The 18,558-nt window shown below is 60.5% G+C and carries 13 protein-coding genes; 7 read left to right on the top strand and 6 right to left on the bottom strand.

The window, feature by feature from the left end; translation table 11 throughout:
• Nucleotides 1-44: 44 nt before the first annotated feature.
• The 6 genes from AOG28_RS07045 to AOG28_RS07020 form a co-directional block, all read right to left on the bottom strand.
• A complete protein-coding gene (locus AOG28_RS07045; protein WP_054555842.1) occupies nucleotides 45-1,001 on the bottom strand; it encodes an SMP-30/gluconolactonase/LRE family protein in 957 nt (318 codons plus the stop codon).
• Nucleotides 1,002-1,121: 120 nt separating this feature from the next.
• Nucleotides 1,122-2,849 carry an L-arabinonate dehydratase gene (gene araD / locus AOG28_RS07040; protein WP_054555841.1) on the bottom strand — a complete coding sequence of 576 codons (1,728 nt, stop codon included), beginning with the start codon at nucleotides 2,847-2,849 and terminating at the stop codon, nucleotides 1,122-1,124.
• 138 nt (nucleotides 2,850-2,987) lie between these two features.
• Nucleotides 2,988-4,121: a Gfo/Idh/MocA family protein gene (locus AOG28_RS07035; protein ID WP_054555840.1), complete on the bottom strand. Its 1,134-nt coding sequence runs from the start codon at nucleotides 4,119-4,121 to the stop codon at nucleotides 2,988-2,990.
• Nucleotides 4,122-4,502: 381 nt separating this feature from the next.
• A complete protein-coding gene (locus AOG28_RS07030) occupies nucleotides 4,503-5,534 on the bottom strand; it encodes a LacI family DNA-binding transcriptional regulator (RefSeq protein ID WP_054555839.1) in 1,032 nt (343 codons plus the stop codon).
• Nucleotides 5,535-6,209: 675 nt separating this feature from the next.
• Complete coding sequence (locus AOG28_RS07025; RefSeq protein WP_054555838.1) at nucleotides 6,210-6,404, bottom strand: CsbD family protein; 195 nt, start codon at nucleotides 6,402-6,404, stop codon at nucleotides 6,210-6,212.
• 639 nt (nucleotides 6,405-7,043) lie between these two features.
• On the bottom strand, nucleotides 7,044-8,585 hold the full coding sequence (locus AOG28_RS07020) for a carbohydrate porin (protein WP_054555837.1): 1,542 nt from the start codon (nucleotides 8,583-8,585) through the stop codon (nucleotides 7,044-7,046).
• Nucleotides 8,586-8,972: 387 nt separating this feature from the next.
• On the opposite strand from AOG28_RS07020, the gene AOG28_RS07015 reads away from it, so the two are divergent.
• The 7 genes from AOG28_RS07015 (at nucleotide 8,973) to AOG28_RS06985 (ending at nucleotide 18,438) form a co-directional block, all read left to right on the top strand.
• Nucleotides 8,973-10,241, top strand: a complete 1,269-nt coding sequence (locus AOG28_RS07015) for an ABC transporter substrate-binding protein (RefSeq protein WP_054555836.1) — start codon at nucleotides 8,973-8,975, stop codon at nucleotides 10,239-10,241.
• Nucleotides 10,242-10,256: 15 nt separating this feature from the next.
• The gene (locus tag AOG28_RS07010; RefSeq protein WP_054555835.1) at nucleotides 10,257-11,231 is read left to right on the top strand and encodes a carbohydrate ABC transporter permease; all 975 of its coding nucleotides are present in this window, start codon (nucleotides 10,257-10,259) and stop codon (nucleotides 11,229-11,231) included.
• 11 nt (nucleotides 11,232-11,242) lie between these two features.
• Nucleotides 11,243-12,085: a carbohydrate ABC transporter permease gene (locus AOG28_RS07005; RefSeq protein WP_054555834.1), complete on the top strand. Its 843-nt coding sequence runs from the start codon at nucleotides 11,243-11,245 to the stop codon at nucleotides 12,083-12,085.
• A gap of 26 nt (nucleotides 12,086-12,111) precedes the next feature.
• A complete protein-coding gene (locus AOG28_RS07000) occupies nucleotides 12,112-13,752 on the top strand; it encodes an alpha-glucosidase family protein (protein WP_054556102.1) in 1,641 nt (546 codons plus the stop codon).
• A gap of 45 nt (nucleotides 13,753-13,797) precedes the next feature.
• Entirely contained in the window at nucleotides 13,798-14,904 is a 1,107-nt protein-coding gene (locus AOG28_RS06995; RefSeq protein ID WP_054555833.1) for an ABC transporter ATP-binding protein, read from the top strand.
• A 151-nt stretch (nucleotides 14,905-15,055) separates the two neighbouring features.
• The gene (locus AOG28_RS06990; RefSeq protein ID WP_054555832.1) at nucleotides 15,056-16,705 is read left to right on the top strand and encodes an alpha-amylase family glycosyl hydrolase; all 1,650 of its coding nucleotides are present in this window, start codon (nucleotides 15,056-15,058) and stop codon (nucleotides 16,703-16,705) included.
• 38 nt (nucleotides 16,706-16,743) lie between these two features.
• Nucleotides 16,744-18,438, top strand: a complete 1,695-nt coding sequence (locus AOG28_RS06985; protein ID WP_200906745.1) for an alpha-amylase family glycosyl hydrolase — start codon at nucleotides 16,744-16,746, stop codon at nucleotides 18,436-18,438.
• Nucleotides 18,439-18,558 lie beyond the last annotated feature (120 nt).

Raw genomic sequence — 18,558 nt, 5'->3', positions numbered from 1 at the left:
TGGAGGTCACAAGGGACGGGGCACAAGAGCAGTCACAAGGTCAGTCACGCGTGAGGTTCACGGGTCGTGTCCAGGGAGGGTGAGCGTTCTCCATTCAGCACGTCGGGTGATGCTGGAGAGCGAGAGGCAAAGGTGGCGATGGGGACACCCGGCACCTCGACCTCCAGCGCGAAGACACTGCCAGACAAGGGGGCTGCGGCCAGTGCCTCAGGGCTCATGCCCTTGCGCAAGGTGGTCACGAACAGCGTTGTCATATCGGCCCCGCCAAAGCACGGCATGGTCGGGCCGGGGCATGGCAGGCGGACCTGGCGCGCCAGACGTCCCTGGGCATCCCAATAATTGAGGACTCCGCCAAAGACACCTGCACTCCAGTAGCCTCCCGCCATATCCATCGCCCCACCGTCGGGGCGACCGTGCAGTGCAGGCTGGGTCTCGGCAAACACTCGCGGCGTTCCCATGACACCATTTTCCGGGCAGTAGTCCGCGACATGGATCGTGTCGCGCCGCGTATCCGCAAAATGCATGCGCCGTCCATCAGCACTCCAGGCCAGTCCATTGGCGACAATGAGGCCTGACTGCAGACAATGCGTCTCGCGCTCAGGCGTGACCGAGTAGAAATGCCCCAACGGCCGGGAGCGGCTCGCTTCATCCATAGTGCCGATCAAGAACTGTCCATTCGGTGCGACCTTGCCGTCATTGAAGCGCGTGCCAGCCAACGGCTCACCGGGTGGGCAGGCCAGGAACTCCAGTGCACCCGACTCGAAATCGAGCAGATGGATACCCGAACGCATGGCAACGATCAAACGCCCATCGGCACAGCGCCCGAAGGCACCCAAGGTCTCTGGCAGCACGCGACGCTCTCGCTTGCCATCACTCAGGCAGTAGCGCTCGATCGCCGGGGCATAAAGGTCCGCCCATAACAGGCTGTTGCGACTGGCATCCCAGACCGGGGATTCACCCAATTCCGCCCGGCTCTCTATCAACAGTTCGATTTCCGCCATTTCCTGGACTCCTGTCGACGATGGCTATGGCACATGCGTGGATACCCCTGCGGGCTTACACCTTCTATCTCTCTGCCCCCGATACCCTCGACCTTATCTCCCTGCTTCAGGCAGCGGCGCTCAATAGATATCGGGCTCAGGAGTACTGCCAGGGGCACCATTGGCAAAGTCGAAGTCACAGCCTTCATCTGCCTGGGTGACATGCGATTTGTAGAGAGAGGCATAGCCATGAGGGTGCCGGTCCTTAGGCGGCTGCCAATCTGCCAATCGACGTTGGATCTCCTCCTCATCGACCATCAGGTCCAGCCGCCGATTGGGGACATCCACGGCGATGATGTCGCCGGTCTTGACGATGGCCAACGGGCCGCCGACGGCGGCTTCCGGCGCCACATGCAGAATGCAGCTCCCGTAGCTGGTGCCACTCATGCGCGAGTCGGAGATACGCAGCATGTCGCGCACGCCCTGTTTCAGCAGCTTGGCCGGAATCGGCATCATGCCCCACTCCGGCATGCCGGGGCCGCCCACCGGTCCGCCATTCTTGAGCACGATGATGCTGTCAGCCGTGACCGGGAGGTCTTCATCATCGATACGCGCCTTGAGGTCGGCGATATTCTCGAACACATAGGCAGGCCCTTGATGGACATGCAGACGAGGGTCCGCCGCGGTCGGCTTGATGATGGCCCCCTTCGGCGCCAGGCTACCGGTCAGTACGGCAGTCCCGCCCGAGGCATTGACCGGCGTGTCCAGCGGGAGAATGACTTCCGGGCGCCAGACCTTGGCGCCCTCGATGTTGTCGCCCAGGGTGCGGCCGGTCACGGTCATAGCGGAGAGCTTCAGCTCACTGCCGATGTTCGTCATCAGTGCCGGCAGCCCTCCGGCATAGAAGAAGTCTTCCATCAGATATTCGCCGGAAGGCTTGAGGTTCAGCACCAGCGGCACGCGACGCGATATCTCGTTGAAGCGCTCCATCGGCAGCGTGATTCCGAGACGACGTGCCATGACCACGATGTGGATGATGGCGTTGGTCGAGCCACCGATCGCCATGTCGACGGCAATCGCGTTATCAAAGGAGGCCTCGCTCATGACATCGGTCGGCTTGAGATCTTCCCAGACCATTTCCACCGCTCGCTTGCCGCTGGCGTAGCACATACGGTTGTGATTGGCGTCCACCGCGGGGATGCTTGAGGCCCCCGGCAGGCTCATGCCCAGCGATTCACCGATCGACATCAGCGTTGCCGCCGTGCCCATGGTCATGCAAGTACCCGGAGAGCGGGCAATCCCATTCTCGATCTCGTTCCAGTCACTCTGACTGACGTTGCCGATACGTCGCTCATCCCAGTACTTCCAGACATCCGTACCACTCCCCAACACCTGCCCACGGTAATTGCCGCGCAGCATGGCACCAGCGGGGACATAGATGGTCGGCAGATTCATGGAGATCGCGCCCATGAGCACGCCCGGCGTGGTCTTGTCACACCCGCCCATGACCACGGCGCCATCCACGGGGTAGCTGCGCAGCAATTCCTCGACTTCCATGGCCAGCATGTTGCGATACATCATGGCGCTGGGTTTCATCAATTGCTCACCCAATGACATGGCAGGCAGTTCGACAGCAAAGCCCCCCGCTGCCGTGATACCACGCTTGATATCCTTGACCCGCTCAGGAAAGTGAGAATGGCAGGTATTGAGGTCGTTCCAGGTATTGATGATGGCGATCACCGGCTTGCCGACGAACTCCTCTCCCCAGTAACCCATCTGCTTGACGCGAGAGCGATGCCCGAAAGAGCGCAGATCATCCTGCTTGAACCAGCGATTACTGCGCAGATCGTCGACCCCTTTCCTGTTCATCCCGTACTCCTTACAACGTAATTGACCGAACAATGGCATAGCAGAATCCGCACCGGCTGCCTCGAGGGCGGCCCGTCATTGCGTCATTCCTGAATGAAGTGGCGTTGGCTATCTCAATGGAACAGCCGAATCAGCGCGTCAATTGACTGTCCGCCGTGATGGGAGAGACACCCAATCGCCATTTCGTCGACTGGAGTCGAGCGCGGTGGCGGCGAACTCGACACCACGCACACCACTGCGCAGGTCGGGATACCAGCAGGCCAATGGGTGCGGCTCAGTCCCCTGCTGGCAGGCAGTGATGTCCTCATGGAGGTCGCTATACAGGGAAGAAAAGGCTTCGCGATAACCTTCGGGGTGTCCAAAGGCCACACGAGAGATGCGCGTGGAGGCTTCATGAAGTCCCGCTGCCCCTTTGGAGAGCAGCACAGGAGCGCCATCAAGACGGCGGAACAGGAGCTGATTGGGGGTTTCCTGATGCCATTCGAGCCCCCCGAGACTGCCGAAGATTCGGAAGCTCAGGCCATGCTCGGCGCCGGCAGCCGCCTGAGTAATCCACATCAGGCCGCGGGCACCATTGCCATAGCGCAACATTACGTTGGCATTATCGTGCGCTTCGCGTCCGGCCACGCTGGCCGTGACATCGGCACTCAATTCACTGGTCTCAAGCCCGGAAACATACTCGAGCATATGAAAGGCGTGGGTCGCGATATCATTGAGAATCATCGACTCCCCCGCGATGGCGGGGTCCATATGCCAGTCGTGGCCTGCCTTTTCCGCATCCGTCAGGCTGGCCAGGTGCCCCTGAACGTAGTCACACTGCAGCTGACGGATTTCACCGAGCTCGCCATTCTCGATCATGGCGCGTGCCTGACGCACCATGGGATAACCGGTATAGCCATAGGCCATGCAGAAGCGCAGCCCTGCCCGCTCGGCAATCGCTTCAAGCTCGCGAGCCTGAGCCGGATCATTGACCAGCGGCTTTTCACAGACGACATGAAAGCCCAGCTCCAGAGCCAGCTTGGCCAGGACGAAGTGACTATCGTTGGGCGTGAGAATGGCGATCACCTCAGCACCATCTTCGCGGGCAGCTTCCTCGCGTAGCAGTGATTCACCATCGCCATAACCACGTGCGATGTTGAGTTGCTCCGCCTGCTGGCGAGCACGCTCGGGATTCGATGACAGCGCACCGGCGACGACACGATACCGTCCATCCATCTGCGCCGCCGCACGATGGACCTGACCGATGAAAGACTGAACGCCTCCCCCGATCATCCCAATGCGCAGCACTTTGGGGGCCAAAGTGCTCGACTGGTGTTCCGCTGTCTGCTGTGAGCTTGAACGGTGATCGAATGAGGGCGGTGTCTGCTGAGTCATTGGGCGTCTCGGCTTCAGGCGTGGATGGCGTTATTGTTCTATCGCGTACCACAGGGGCTTTTCCTTGGCTTTGGTACGCTGCATATCAAGCAGCCTAGCGCAGCCAAACCGGCTTTGAAAATGTTTTCAAAGCCATTTAGACCAAGGGACGAGAAAGAACGAAAATCCACCGATGTGCCAACGAATCGCCAGTATTCCAGGCGGACTACCAAGAGAGTGCTGCTCCGCCACCAGAGAAGATTTCACGAGAAAACTATCAAGCGTTCTGCAGTGCGCGTGTCAGTTGACGTGACGAGTCGAACCGCGTTGCGTGATCTGACACGGCATGATGACCCGACTGGGCGCCATGCCACCTTGCTTGATGCGCGCGAACAACAACGACACCGTCTTGTTGACCATTTCCGTGAATGGCTGGCAGATCGTCGTCAGATCATAGGATTTGCTTGAGGCAAAGCGAATGTCATCCACCCCGACGATACCGATATCCTGTGGTATGCGGTGCGAGAACTCATGACGTATGGCGTCCATGCCGCCACATGCCATGATATCGTCAAAGTAGAAGATGCTATCAGGAATGACCTCCGCCTCTGCGAACAACTCACAGGTAGCTTCATAACCCGCATCGTAGCTGTGGCGATGCCCTTCCCCCACGCCATGCAAGGTCAGCCCGCGCTGCTCCAGCCGCTCGATGAAGCCACGCTTTCTATCCAGCGTGGCCTGCTCCTTGGTCGACGCCCCCACATAGGCCAGCCGACGATAACCGAGATCAATGAGATGATCTGCTGCCATGCGCCCCATCTCGACATCGTCACAGGTCACCACACAGGCGCCGGAATCTTCTCCATCACGCCCGAATATGGCCACAGGCGTATTCTGCTTCGCACAGGCCTCGACCAACTCCGGCGGCACCGATGCAGAAGTGACGATCAAGGCATCGACATGATATTCCATCACCAACGAGACAGCCTCCGAGATGCTTTTCTCGGTATTCACGTTGATCAACAAGGTGTGGCAGTTATGCCGCTGAATCGCAGCAGAAAATTCGCTGAGAATCGCCAGGTAGACAGGGTTCTCGAAATTGGTCACGAGAATCCCGATCAGGCTGGATTGCGACTTGATGCCTCGTGCCAGACGATTCGGCTTGTACCCCATTCGCTCGGCTACCGCCAGGATCCGGCTACGCATCTCGGGGGAGCTGCTGCCTTCAGGATTCATTGCCCGAGAGACCGCCGCAATCGAGACGTTGGCCTCCTTGGCAACTTCAGTGATGGTGACACGCTTGGATGAGGATATGTCCTCGGACTTCTTCATGCTCACTCCCTAACGGGGCTCAATGCTCAACATCTCATCAAGGCATTCCACCCCACATTGGATAATCATTGGCCGACCATACCGCGGATCACGCAAGCATGCAGCAGGCGCATGATGAAGAATACAGCCATATCACGTTGGCTTTGACGTGTGCCACCAGGGATTCAATAGCCGCCTTTCGATAACACGACCCTGGCGACTATCTCTGGCAGCACGACGGCTCAGGACCACAGTAGAACTGACGCAACAGCCGATGCATCGGTTGCTGGTGCCTCTTCGCGGTACCCCCAGACGATGACCCTGGATACGACTCGGAGGTCGCCAATCACGAAGATGTCGCAAAGGGCTTTGACAGTAAATGTATTGCTATGCCCTCTATAGCCCCACCTGGCGAGGGACCACGGATAATATCAATGGCTTGACACGCCAGTACTTCTCCAAGGGGCAGTCTCCAAGAATGTCAGTAATACTGAGCTACGCAAGGTGCGTCGTGAAACGGAATGACCATTCCCGACAGCGCCTCGGCTATCGAGTAGCCATCCCAAGTATTCTCGAGAGAATGCTCTAAACCCCCGTATATCATGCGTGCTGCTCTTGTTACTGGAGCTCAGACACAAAAAACCGATGCCTGCAAAGCGCAAGCATCGGTAACATGGAATATATATTAAAAAAGCTTCACGAATCGGACAGTTTATCCCATTCTTTTTCAGCATCTTCTTTCTTCATGCCATAACGCTCTTGAACCTTCCCGACAAAGTGCTCCTTGCGACCCGCAATTTCGTCGACATCTTCATCTGTAAGCTCTCCCCAACCTTCGCGGACCTTACCTTTGAGTTGCTTCCACTTACCTTCGGCGATATCACTATTCATGGCAGTCTCCTAAATCAAACAGATAATGCGACAAATAAAAATCAACCAATGACCAGTCACATGCTGTGATTGAGCCTCATGGCAGGCCACGAATATAAGCTAGCACAGATATTAGGGCTCAACAACAGCCCTACCGCTTCAACTCATTGGTGGCGCTGCCATTGACTTGAAATGAAATATAGCGCGAGCCAGCAAATCCGATACAACATCATCGACAAAAAGTTCCCTTCATCTTTCCGTGGCATATCGTCATTTACCGACTCCCAACAATCAATATAAAAACCGTCATTAAATGTATAGAAAAAAACGTTCAGCATAACTCATCGACAACTCACTGTAGGGTGCCGGATGATCTATTTTCACAACGAATTTATCCTTTATTAGCCTCTCGTAAACGCATCAAGTAATTCATACAGGAAAATCATCATGGTTATCAAGCTGTATAAGCAAGCGATAACGACACCGAAAATTCATGCCGACTTCCCAAGCAGCTCCTTCCAGCATTACGGAGAAAAGATCTCGCTGGTCAGTTTGGGATCAGCGTCTCAACCATCCAGCGCTAGCGTTACAAAAAACCCGCGGCTAACCGCGGGCAAGATCGAAACACTGGCAGGCGATGACTGGCTTGGCGTCCTGTTCCTAGAACCATACCTCGCTCTGGACACCGAAGGCCCATTCACCTCCCGTGAAACCTGCACTCCCGAGCGCATCTTCATCCGAGAAGTCATTGAGCTCCTCATCCCAGTCACTCCAGGACGCGAACAGGCGGATTTCCGGACGTTTCCAGAAGCCACCGACTTCAGGCTTGAAGGTCGGCGCGATGGTGAATTTTCGATAGCTCCCTTCCACGGCAGTGCCTGAGGCGCCGGGGTCAAGATCCATCCATTGATAGCTGAGTTCGTATTGCATCTCGAAATTCGCCGTCAGCTCATTGGCCAGACGCGCATTGAACGTCGCCCAGGAGTATTCGTCGCCTTCGGCATAACGGTCTTCACTGACTTCCGCCAGCACGGCCGGTGCCAGACGCCACTTGGGCGCGAGATAGGTCGTGCCATACAGACCGAGTCGAGTCGAGGTCGCATCATCTGTCAGATTCCCGTCACCCCCGATGACCTTCGTCTCCGCGCCAAGCCCTCGGCCATGCAGCACGGCGGCCTTGAAGCTGCCGTCGGCGAGACCAAAGAAGCTGTCGCCATGGTAGGCCAGCATGGTGTGGAAGCCGGAATCGGCCGCTTCGGCCCCCGTGTCCATGGCGCGCTCTTCATTGTCTGCCGCCGACAGGGCACTGACCATCCACTGCCAGTGGCCGACATAGTTGTTCATGGTGAACGTCAGGTTGTCGGTATTACCGCCAGTATCGGAGTCCTCTGTCGGGTATTCACTGTAACTGCGCCCGTAGACCGAGAAGTTGGCTTTCCAGTCATCGGCAAGCTGGACGTCGTAGATACCTGCGCCAGTCCCGGCGAGGAAGATGAAATCGCTGTCTAGCCAGTGGATATCGAAGTTGTCCCGATCGAAGCGCTTGCCCGCCCAGATGGAGGAATTCTCGAAGGCGCCGGTAAAGCTCGGCAGATCGCTCAACTCCACGAAGACCTGTCGTACGTTCAGACTGGACTCGTCCGAGGTCCAGTCGTTACTGGTCTCTACTCCATCGGCAATCATGGTGCGGTAAAGCGCCTTCGTCCCGTTGTCGTAGCGGGTCTTGTAGTTGAATACCGACTCGACGTAGGTGTCGGGCTCGTTCCCCAGCCGCCCGACCGCCCCGCCCACCGAGCCCGCCGGCGTGAGATAGGGGCCGCCTTCGATGCTCTTGCCTCCTTCGCCGATCAATAGCCCGGAGCGGGCATAGGCATTGAAGGAGAAACCTTCTTCGCCACTGGCCTGGCGCTCGACGGCCGCCAGACGCTCTTCGAGGTCCTCGGTCTGCGCGGTCACGCGCGCGGGTTGATCAGCCTCATTCGACTGGCGCTGAACGGCCATCGCGCGCTCTGCCTCGGCGGCGCGACGCTCAGCCGCTCTGGCCCGTTGTTCGGCGTCATCGATACGCTGTTCCAGCTCTGCGAGCCGCGCCTCGATGTCGCCTGTCCCGTCGGCATTGGCGAGTCCGCTGGTGCTCATGACCGCTATGGCAACGGCCATGACGAGTGGGGTCTTGAGCGGGTGCTGAGGGGGAGTTGTCATGTTGAAGAGAGCCTTTGTTGTTGTTGACGAATCACTCGCTTGGCGATGATCAGCGAAGTGGCGCCCGAATCATTGGCGTTGGCGTTGGCGTTGGAGGGGTGGCCACATTCACTTAATCGTTTAAGACCCTAGTGGCAATCCGGCGCTCCAGACACACGACTTATGTCGAAATTCGACCAAAGGGGAGCGATCACCGCGTAAAACTCCCATTTCTGGCGACATATCGGTGACAGCAAGACCAAAGTTCAGGTTGCGGATATCGACGCCAATCGCTTGACTGTGACTACGCCTTAATCGATTAAGAAGCCACCATCGGACGACGTTGTGACTCTCCCCCACCCAGTCGTCCGATGCGGGTCAAACAACAACAAGTGACGAGGATCCACCATGCAACGCAAGACGCTAATTGCCTCAAGCTTCGCCCTGCTGGGAGCGGCCACCACCGCCCCTGCGATGGGCGCGGACCTGACCATCTCCTGCGGTGCGGTCGGGGCCGAACTGGAACTCTGTGAACAGGGCGTCGCTGCCTGGGAAGACAAGACCGGCCATGAGGTCGATATCGTCTCCACGCCCAATTCCTCGACGGAACGCCTCTCGCTCTATCAGCAGATTCTGTCGGCCCAGTCCGGTGACATCGACGTCTTGCAAATCGATGTGGTCTGGCCGGGCCTGCTCGGCAATCACCTGCTTGATCTGCACCAGACGCTCGGAGAAGAGGCAGCGCAGGGCCACTTCAAGACCATCATCGACAACAACACGGTCGATGGCCGCCTGGTGGCCATGCCCTGGTTCACGGATGCCGGGGTGCTCTACTACCGCAAGGACCTGCTGGAGAAGTACGGGTTCGCACCGCCCGAGACATGGCAGGAGCTGACAGAGACCGCCACGCAGATCCAGGCCAAGGAACGCGAGGCCGGCAGCGAGAAGATGTGGGGTTACGTCTTCCAGGGGCGTGCCTATGAGGGCCTGACCTGCAATGCGCTGGAATGGGTCGCCAGCAACGACGGTGGCGCCATTGTCGATGCCGACGGCGAGATCACCGTCGACAACCCCAATACAGCCTCCGCTCTCGACCTGGCCGCCAGCTGGATCGGCGAGATCACCCCGCAGGGGGCGCTCAATTATTCCGAGGAAGAAGCCCGCGGCATCTTCCAGTCCGGCAACGCCGTCTTCATGCGCAACTGGCCCTACGCCTGGTCGCTGACCCAGAGCGATGACAGCAAGGTGGCTGGCAAGGTCGGGGTGGTCAAGCTGCCTCACGGCGCCGAGGGAGAAAGCGCGGCGGCGCTGGGCGGCTGGAACCTGGCGGTCTCGAAGTACAGCGAGAGCCCCGAGCTCGCCTCACAGCTGGTGGCCTTCCTCACCGGTGAGGCCGAGCAAAAACGCCGGGCCATCCAGGCCGCCTACAACCCGACCCTCACGGCGCTGTATCAGGACGAAGAGGTGCTCACCGCCGTGCCCTTCTTCGGCACGCTCTACGACACCTTCACCAATGCCGTGGCACGTCCGTCTGCCGTCACCGGTGACAACTACGGCCAGGTCAGCAACGCCTTCTTCAATGCGACCCACAGTGTGCTGAGCGGCGAGCAGAGCGGCGCCCAGGCCGTGGCTCAGCTGAAGGGCGAGCTGGCTCGCATCAAACGTCGTCGCTGGTAACCCGGGAGGTTTCGCATGACAACCACGCTCAATGAGTCAGTGCCGACGGACACGCCCTCGGCCCGGGCCCGCAAACGCGGCACCAAGGTCAGACGCCAGCGGGTACGTGCGGCCTGGACCTATCTCGCGCCGATGCTGGTCGCGCTGGCCCTGGTGGCCGGCTGGCCACTGCTGAGAACCTTCTACCTCAGCTTGACCGATGCCTCGCTCTCGGACACGACCGGCGCCGCCTTCATAGGCATTGAAAACTATCTCGTGAAGGACGACGGCGTCTGGTACGGCCTGCTGGCTGACCCGGTGTGGTGGAATTCCGTCTGGAACACCGTCTATTTCAGCGTCATCTCGGTGTCGCTGGAAGTTGTCTTCGGCATCATCGTGGCCCTGCTGCTCAACGCCGAATTCAAGGGGCGCATGCTGGTCCGCGCCGCGGTGCTCATCCCCTGGGCCATCCCGACCATCGTCTCCGCCAAGATGTGGGCCTGGATGCTCAATGACCAGTTCGGAATCATCAACCACCTGTTGATGGGGCTGGGGCTGATCGATGCGCCACTGGCCTGGACGGCGGATGCCGATCTTTCGATGTGGGCCGTGATCATGGTCGATGTGTGGAAGACCATCCCGTTCGTGGCACTGCTGGTACTCGCCGCGCTCCAGATGCTGCCCAAGGATTGCTATGAAGCCGCCGAGGTCGATGGCATCCACCCGGTGAAGGTGTTCTTCCGTGTCACCCTGCCATTGATCACCCCGGCCCTGCTGGTCGCCGTGATCTTCCGCCTTCTCGATGCACTGCGCGTCTTCGACGTCATCTATGTGCTGACCTCCAACTCGTCGAGCACCATGACCATGTCCATCTACGCCCGCCAGCAACTGGTGGAGTTCCAGGACGTGGGCTACGGCAGTGCCGCCTCCACGATGCTGTTCCTGATCATCGCGCTGGCCGTCGTGGTCTACCTCTACCTTGGCCGCCGCCAACTGGGAGTGGAGAAATGAATCAGACTCCAATGAACCGCTACCAGCTGACCCGACTCGCCAAGCTGGTCGGCAAATGGGCCTTGATCGCCGTCATCATCGTCTACGCCGTGTTCCCCTTCTATTACGCGGTGATCACCTCACTGAAACCGTCCAGTGAGCTGTTCGAAGTCAACTACTGGCTGACCTCGCTGGACTTCAGCAACTATGCCCAGATCTTTGCGCAGAAGAGCTTCCTGCAGGCGATCGGCAACTCGATCCTGATCGCCTTGAGCGTCGTGTTGATCGCCTTGCTGCTGGGCATCACCGCCTCCTATGCACTGGGACGCGTGCGCTTTCGCGGCCGCTCCACCGTGATGTTGATCATCCTCGGGGTCTCGATGTTCCCTCAGGTCGCGGTGCTGTCAGGGCTGTTCGAGGTGATTCGCAGCCTGAATCTCTACAACAACCCCGGTGGCCTGATTCTCAGTTACACCATCTTCACGCTGCCCTTCACCGTCTGGGTGCTGACGACCTTCATGCGTCAGCTGCCCATGGAACTGGAAGAGGCCGCGATCATGGACGGCGCCACGCCATGGGAGACCATCACCAAGGTCTTCCTGCCCCTGATGTGGCCGGCCATGGCCACCACCGGGTTGCTCGCCTTCATCGCGGCCTGGAACGAGTTCCTGTTCGCCTTGACCTTCACGCTGACCGACAGCGAACGCACCGTGCCGGTCGCCATCGCCCTGATCTCCGGCGGCAGCCAGCATGAGCTCCCCTGGGGCCCCATCATGGCCGCCTCCGTCACCGTCACCATACCGCTGGTCATCCTGGTGATGATCTTCCAGCGCCGCATCGTATCCGGCCTGACCGCCGGCGCCGTCAAAGGATAATCTTCATGTCATTGCTCGAAGCCCAAATGCAGACCTCCTCCAGCTGGTGGCGCGGTGGCGTCATCTACCAGATCTACCCGCGCAGTTTCCTGGACAGCAACGGCGACGGGATCGGGGATCTGCCGGGCATCACCGCCAGACTCGATTACGTGGCCTCCCTGGGCGTGGATGGCATCTGGCTGTCGCCCTTCTTCACCTCTCCGATGCTCGACTTCGGGTATGACATCAGCGATTACCGTGATGTCGACCCGATGTTCGGCACCCTGGAGGACTTCAAGGTGCTGCTGGAGCGCGCTCACTCGCTCAATCTCAAGGTCATGATCGACCAGGTGATCAGCCACACCTCCGATGAGCATCCCTGGTTCCAGCAAAGCCGTCAGGACCGTACGAATGACAAGGCCGACTGGTTCGTGTGGGCAGACCCCAAGCCCGATGGCACGCCGCCCAACAACTGGCTGTCGATCTTCGGCGGCTCGGCCTGGACCTTCGATTCGCGCCGCCAGCAGTATTACCTGCATAACTTCCTGACCAGCCAGCCCGACGTGAACTTCCATCACCCGGAGGCCCGTCAGGCTCAGCTCGACAACATGCGCTTCTGGCTGGAACTCGGCGTCGATGGCTTCCGACTGGATACCGTCAACTTCTACTTTCACGACCAGGCCCTGCGCGACAATCCGCCAGTGCCAGCAGGCGAAGCCAAGACACTGGGCGCGCCGGATTCCAACCCCTATACCTGGCAGCGCCACGTCTATGACTTGAGCCGCCCGGAAAATCTCGACTTCCTGAAAGACCTGCGCGCCCTGATGGATGAATTCCCGGGTACCACCACAGTCGGGGAAATCGGCGATGACAATCCGCTGGAGCGTATGGCGGAATACACCGCTGGAGGGGACAAACTTCACATGGCTTACGGGTTTGACCTACTCAATGCTCCGCATTCTGCAGGCTATATCCGCGAAGTCATCGAGCGGTTCCAGCGCCTGGCCGGCGATGCCTGGCCGTGCTGGGCGCTGTCGAATCACGACGTCGTGCGCAGCGCCACACGCTGGGGTGCCGACGAAGACCCGGTGGCCTACCCCAAGGTCGCTCTGGCCATGGTGTTGTCACTGCGCGGCAGCGTCTGCCTCTACCAGGGTGAGGAGCTGGGCCTGCCGGAAGCCGACGTGCCCTTCGAGCGCATTCAGGACCCCTACGGCAAGGTGCTGTGGCCGGAATTCAAGGGCCGCGACGGTTGCCGGACCCCCATGCCCTGGCGTCAGACGGACCAGGGGGACTTCTCGAGTGTCGAGCCCTGGCTGCCGGTCGATGAACGCCACCTCCCCCTGGCCGTGGCCAATCAGGAAGACGACGCCAACTCGGTCTTGCATGCCACCCGCGCCCTGCTGAATTTCCGCCATCAGCATCCGGTATTGCGTGAGGGAGACATTCAGCTGGTGGACGTGGGTGACGAGCTGCTGGGCTTCCTGCGCGAGCATGACGGCACGCGCATGCTGTGCCTCTTCAATCTCACGGGCGCAGAACAGGTCACCACACTGCCGCAAGCCTACGCAGGCGGCGCGCGCCTTCTCGAGGGCACGGGCTTCACTGCCGAACTGGACGAGGCTCAGCCCCAGGCAGCGCGCCTGGTACTGCCGGCCTATCAGGCTGCCTTCCTGGCACTCGACTAACCTTCTTTCGAAAGCCGGTGCCGAGCACCGGCTGGGAGTCGCAAGATGACAAGCGTAACCCTCTCCAAGATCAACAAGACCTTCGGCAGCACGCACATCATCAAGGATCTGGACCTGAAGATCGGCAGCGGAGAATTCGTGGTCTTCGTCGGGCCGTCAGGCTGCGGCAAGTCGACCTTGCTGCGCCTGATCGCCGGGCTGGAATCGATCACCGAGGGTGAGATGCATATCGCCGGCGATCTGGTCAATGACCTCCCCCCGCGTGAGCGCGGCGTGGGCATGGTCTTCCAGTCCTATGCGCTCTACCCGCACATGACGGTGTACGAGAACATGGCCTTCGGCCTCAAGCTTGCCAAGGCCGACAAGGACAACGTCGAGCAGCGCGTGATGGAAACGGCGCGCATCCTCCAGCTCGAGGAGTTGCTGAATCGCAAGCCCAAGGAGCTTTCCGGTGGCCAGCGCCAGCGCGTCGCCATGGGGCGCGCCATGGCGCGTGAGCCCAAGATCCTGTTGTTCGACGAGCCGCTCTCCAACCTGGATGCCTCGCTGCGCGTCCAGATGCGCAACGAGATCGCCCGCCTGCACCATCGCCTGGGCTCCACCATGGTCTACGTCACCCATGACCAGGTCGAAGCCATGACGCTGGCCGACAAGATCGTGGTACTGCGTGATGGGCGCATCGAGCAGGTCGGCAGCCCCCAGACGCTCTATCAGGCGCCGGCGACCCGCTTCGTGGCCGGCTTCATCGGCTCCCCGACCATGAACTTCCTGCCGGCAGAGCTGCTGCGAAGCGAGGGCAATGGCTGTCGCATCGCGACGCCCGGGATCGGCGAACTGGATCTGCCTCGCGATGCCGGCGACGAACGCACCGGCAGCCGCCTGACGCTGGGGATTCGTCCCGAACACCTCTGCCTGGAAGAGGCCCGTGGCGACAACGCCTTCGAGGTCGTCAACGTCGAGTACCTGGGCAACGAAGTCTATGTCTATCTGGATCCGAAAGACGGCGACAGCCTGCTGATCCACCGCAGTGAAGCCCCAAGTCAGTGGAAGATCGGCCAACGCGTCGCGCTGGTGCCGGACCTGGAGCACGTGCATCTCTTCGACAGCCAGGATCGCGCGCTGAGCCTGACCCAGCAACGCCAGGCAGCCTGACGTTCAGGGCCTGTTCTGCAGGGCTTTTTCTCGAGGGCCTGGCAGCCAGGACTGAGTATCCAGCGCCTGCTCACGGCGCCTCAGGCCAACCGCTTCATTCTCCGCAAGGAACGCACGGGTGGGAGCCATGGCTCCCGCCCAGGAGACTCGCATGTCCACGATTCGAGACACCCAGGTGTCAGCCCACGATTGGTGGCGCGGCGCCGTCATCTATCAGATCTACCCGCGCAGCTTTCAGGACAGCAATGGCGATGGCATCGGTGATCTGCCGGGCATCCTCGAGCGCCTGGATTACATCGCCTCGCTGAATGTCGATGCGATCTGGCTATCTCCCTTCTTTACCTCGCCCATGAAGGACTTCGGCTATGACATCAGCGACTATCGCGATGTCGACCCGATGTTCGGCACCCTGGAGGACTTCGACCGTCTGGTCGAGGCAGCGCATGCGCGCGGCCTGAAAGTCATCATCGATCAGGTGCTCTCACACACCTCCGACGCCCACCCCTGGTTCGAGGAAAGCCGCCAGAGCCGCGATAATCCGCGCGCCGACTGGTATGTCTGGGCAGACCCCAGACCCGATGGCGCACCGCCCACCAACTGGCAATCGATCTTCGGGGGCTCCGCGTGGCAATGGGACACTCGCCGCTGCCAGTACTACCTGCACAACTTCCTGATCGAGCAGCCGGACCTCAACTTCCATCATCCCGAGGTCGTGACGGCCATTCTTGAAGAAGTGCGATTCTGGCTGGAGCGGGGGGTGGATGGGTTCCGCCTGGATGCCATCAACTTCTGCACACATGGTGAGCTAAAGGATAACCCGCCGCGGCGTGAGATCGCTGAAGGCTTCATTGGCGTGCGCCCGGACAACCCCTACGGCTATCAACAACATCTTCACGACAAGACCCAACCCGAGAATCTCGCTGTTCTCGAGCGGCTGCGGAGTCTGCTCGATGAATACCCCGGTACCACCAGCGTTGGCGAGGTCGGCGACGATGACTCCTTGCGCGTGATGGCCGAGTACACCCGGGGCGACCAGCGGCTGCACATGGCCTATTCCTTCGATCTACTGACCGAGAACGCCTCACCTGACCACCTCCTGGCGACCCTACAGACGATGGAAGCGCAGATCGGGGACGGCTGGCCATGCTGGGCACTGGGAAACCACGATGTCACACGCCTGGCAACGCGCTGGGACGCCGAAGCCTCGCCGGCGCGCCTGCGCCTCTATCTCGCCTTCCTGCTGACCCAGCGCGGCAGCGTCTGCCTGTATCAGGGCGAAGAACTGGGGCTGAGTGAAGCCCAGCTACGCCATGACCAGCTGGTGGACCCCGCCGGCATCACCTTCTGGCCACGCTACAAGGGACGCGACGGCTGCCGGACGCCCATGCCGTGGCAGGCCGGTGAGTCACATGCGGGCTTCTCTCGCGTGTCTCCCTGGTTGCCGGTTCCCGACTTCCACCATGCCTTGGCCGTCGACCATCAGGAACACGACCCGGCATCGCTGTTGAATGCCAGCCGGGAGCTGCTCGCCTTCCGCCGCCGTCACCCCGCTCTCAGCCGAGGGGAGATCCACTTCCACTCGCTGCATGAGGAAGTCATCTGCTTCACGCGTCACTCAGGCGGCGAGTCGTTGCTGATCGCGCTCAACTTCTCTGCTCAGGCCCTGACTCTGAAGACCGCCTGGCGAGCGGAAGCCCTCGAGGATGCCCCCGGCATGATCAATGGTCACTGGCAGGCAGGTCGCCTGACGCTGCCGCCCCACGGCGTTGCCATCGCGCGCTGTGCTGGCGAGGCGCACTGAATCTCCCGCTTGCCGATCACGCGACTCACAAGGAGGTCATGATGACCCTGTCTCAACTCGATCCTCACGCACGCCTCGACTGGTGGCGTGGTGCCACGATCTATCAGATCTACCCCCGCAGTTTCATGGATGCCAACGGCGACGGCATTGGCGACCTGGCCGGCATCATCGAGCGCCTGCCCCATGTGGCCAGTCTCGGCGTGGATGCCATCTGGCTATCCCCTTTCTTCACCTCGCCGATGAAGGATTTCGGCTATGACGTCGCGGACTATCGGGATGTCGACCCGATGTTCGGCCACCTGGAGGATTTCAAGCACCTGGTCTCGCAAGCCCACCAGCTGGGGTTGCGCGTGATCATCGACCAGGTGCTGTCTCACAGCTCCGATCAACACGTCTGGTTCCAGCAAAGCCGTCAGGACCGTCACAACGCCAAGGCCGACTGGTATGTCTGGGCCGACCCGCTTCCGGATGGCAACCCGCCCAACAACTGGATGGCGGCCTTCAGTGGTCGCGCCTGGACCTTCGATGCCAAGCGCCGCCAGTACTATCTGCACAACTTCCTGGCCAGTCAGCCGGACCTGAATTTCCATCATCCCGAGGTGCGCCAGGCGCAGCTGGACAACCTGCGCTTCTGGCTGGATCTGGGGGTGGACGGCTTCCGCTTCGACGTCGTCAATTACTACTTCCATGACCGCGCCTTGACCGACAACCCGGCGATGGCGCGCGAAGGCGTCAACCCGGCGATGGCGCGCGAAGGCGTCAACCCGGGCAACCCGCAGAGCTATCAGCGGATGCAGCACAATATCGAGCAACCGGAGAATCTGGCGTATCTGGAGCGCATCCGCGACCTGCTCGATGAGTACCCGGGCACCACCAGTGTCGGCGAGATCGCCGGCAATGACCCTCTCCCGACCATGGCTGCCTATACCGCCGGCCAATGCCGCCTGCACATGGCCTACACCTTTGACCTGCTCAACAGTGATGGCGATGCCCGCGCGCTGTACGACGTGCTGACGCGCTTTGCCGAGCAAGGCGAAGACACCTGGCCTTGCTGGGCCCTGTCCAATCATGACGTGGAACGCAGTGCGACCAGCTGGGGAGAATCGCGCGCCCTGCTCGCCCTGACGGTGTTGTGTTCGCTGCGTGGCAGCCTGTGCCTCTATCAGGGAGAAGAGCTGGGGCTTCCCGAAGCGGAGCTGGCCTTCGAGGACCTGCAGGACCCCTTCGGCATCAACCTGTGGCCCGAGATCAAGGGCCGCGATGGCTGTCGCACGCCAATGGTCTGGGATGACGGCCTGAACGGTGGGTTCAGCCGCTGCGCGACGGAGTCCGGCGTTGAGGGCACGCCCTGGTTACCGGTCTCCCCACGGCAGTTGCCACTGTCAGTGGCGCAGCAGGAAAACCGTGATGACAGCTTCCTGTCGCGAGCGCGTCGCCTGCTGCGCTATCGCGGCACCAGCCAGGTGCTGCGCGAGGGCGATCAGATCCTGATTGCCCCCGAGCGGCTCCCGGACGACGTCTTCGCCAGCGTGCGCCAGCATGGAGCGCAACGCCTGCTGTGTCTGGCACACCTCGGGACAGGCGATACGCCGAGCGTGATCGACCCGAGTCAACTGGCGCCAGACATCACCACTTGGAGCACCCTCGAGATCGCCGGTGTCACGGCGACACACGCCTCTCACCACCCCCTGTCGCTGATGCCAGGCAGCGCCATGTGGCTCGCCCTCAACTGACGCCTGGCAGATTCGATGCTTCACGGGATGCTCGGTGGATGACGGTCATCCCGGACGCCGCAACAACAATCACAATGATGGAGTCGCACGCCATGCCTTCTGTTATCAGCACCCCACGCC

The sequence above is a fragment of the Cobetia sp. UCD-24C genome (assembly GCF_001306765.1).
Taxonomy (GTDB): Bacteria; Pseudomonadota; Gammaproteobacteria; order Pseudomonadales; family Halomonadaceae; genus Cobetia; species Cobetia amphilecti.
This window is presented reverse-complemented; position numbering and strand designations above follow the sequence as displayed.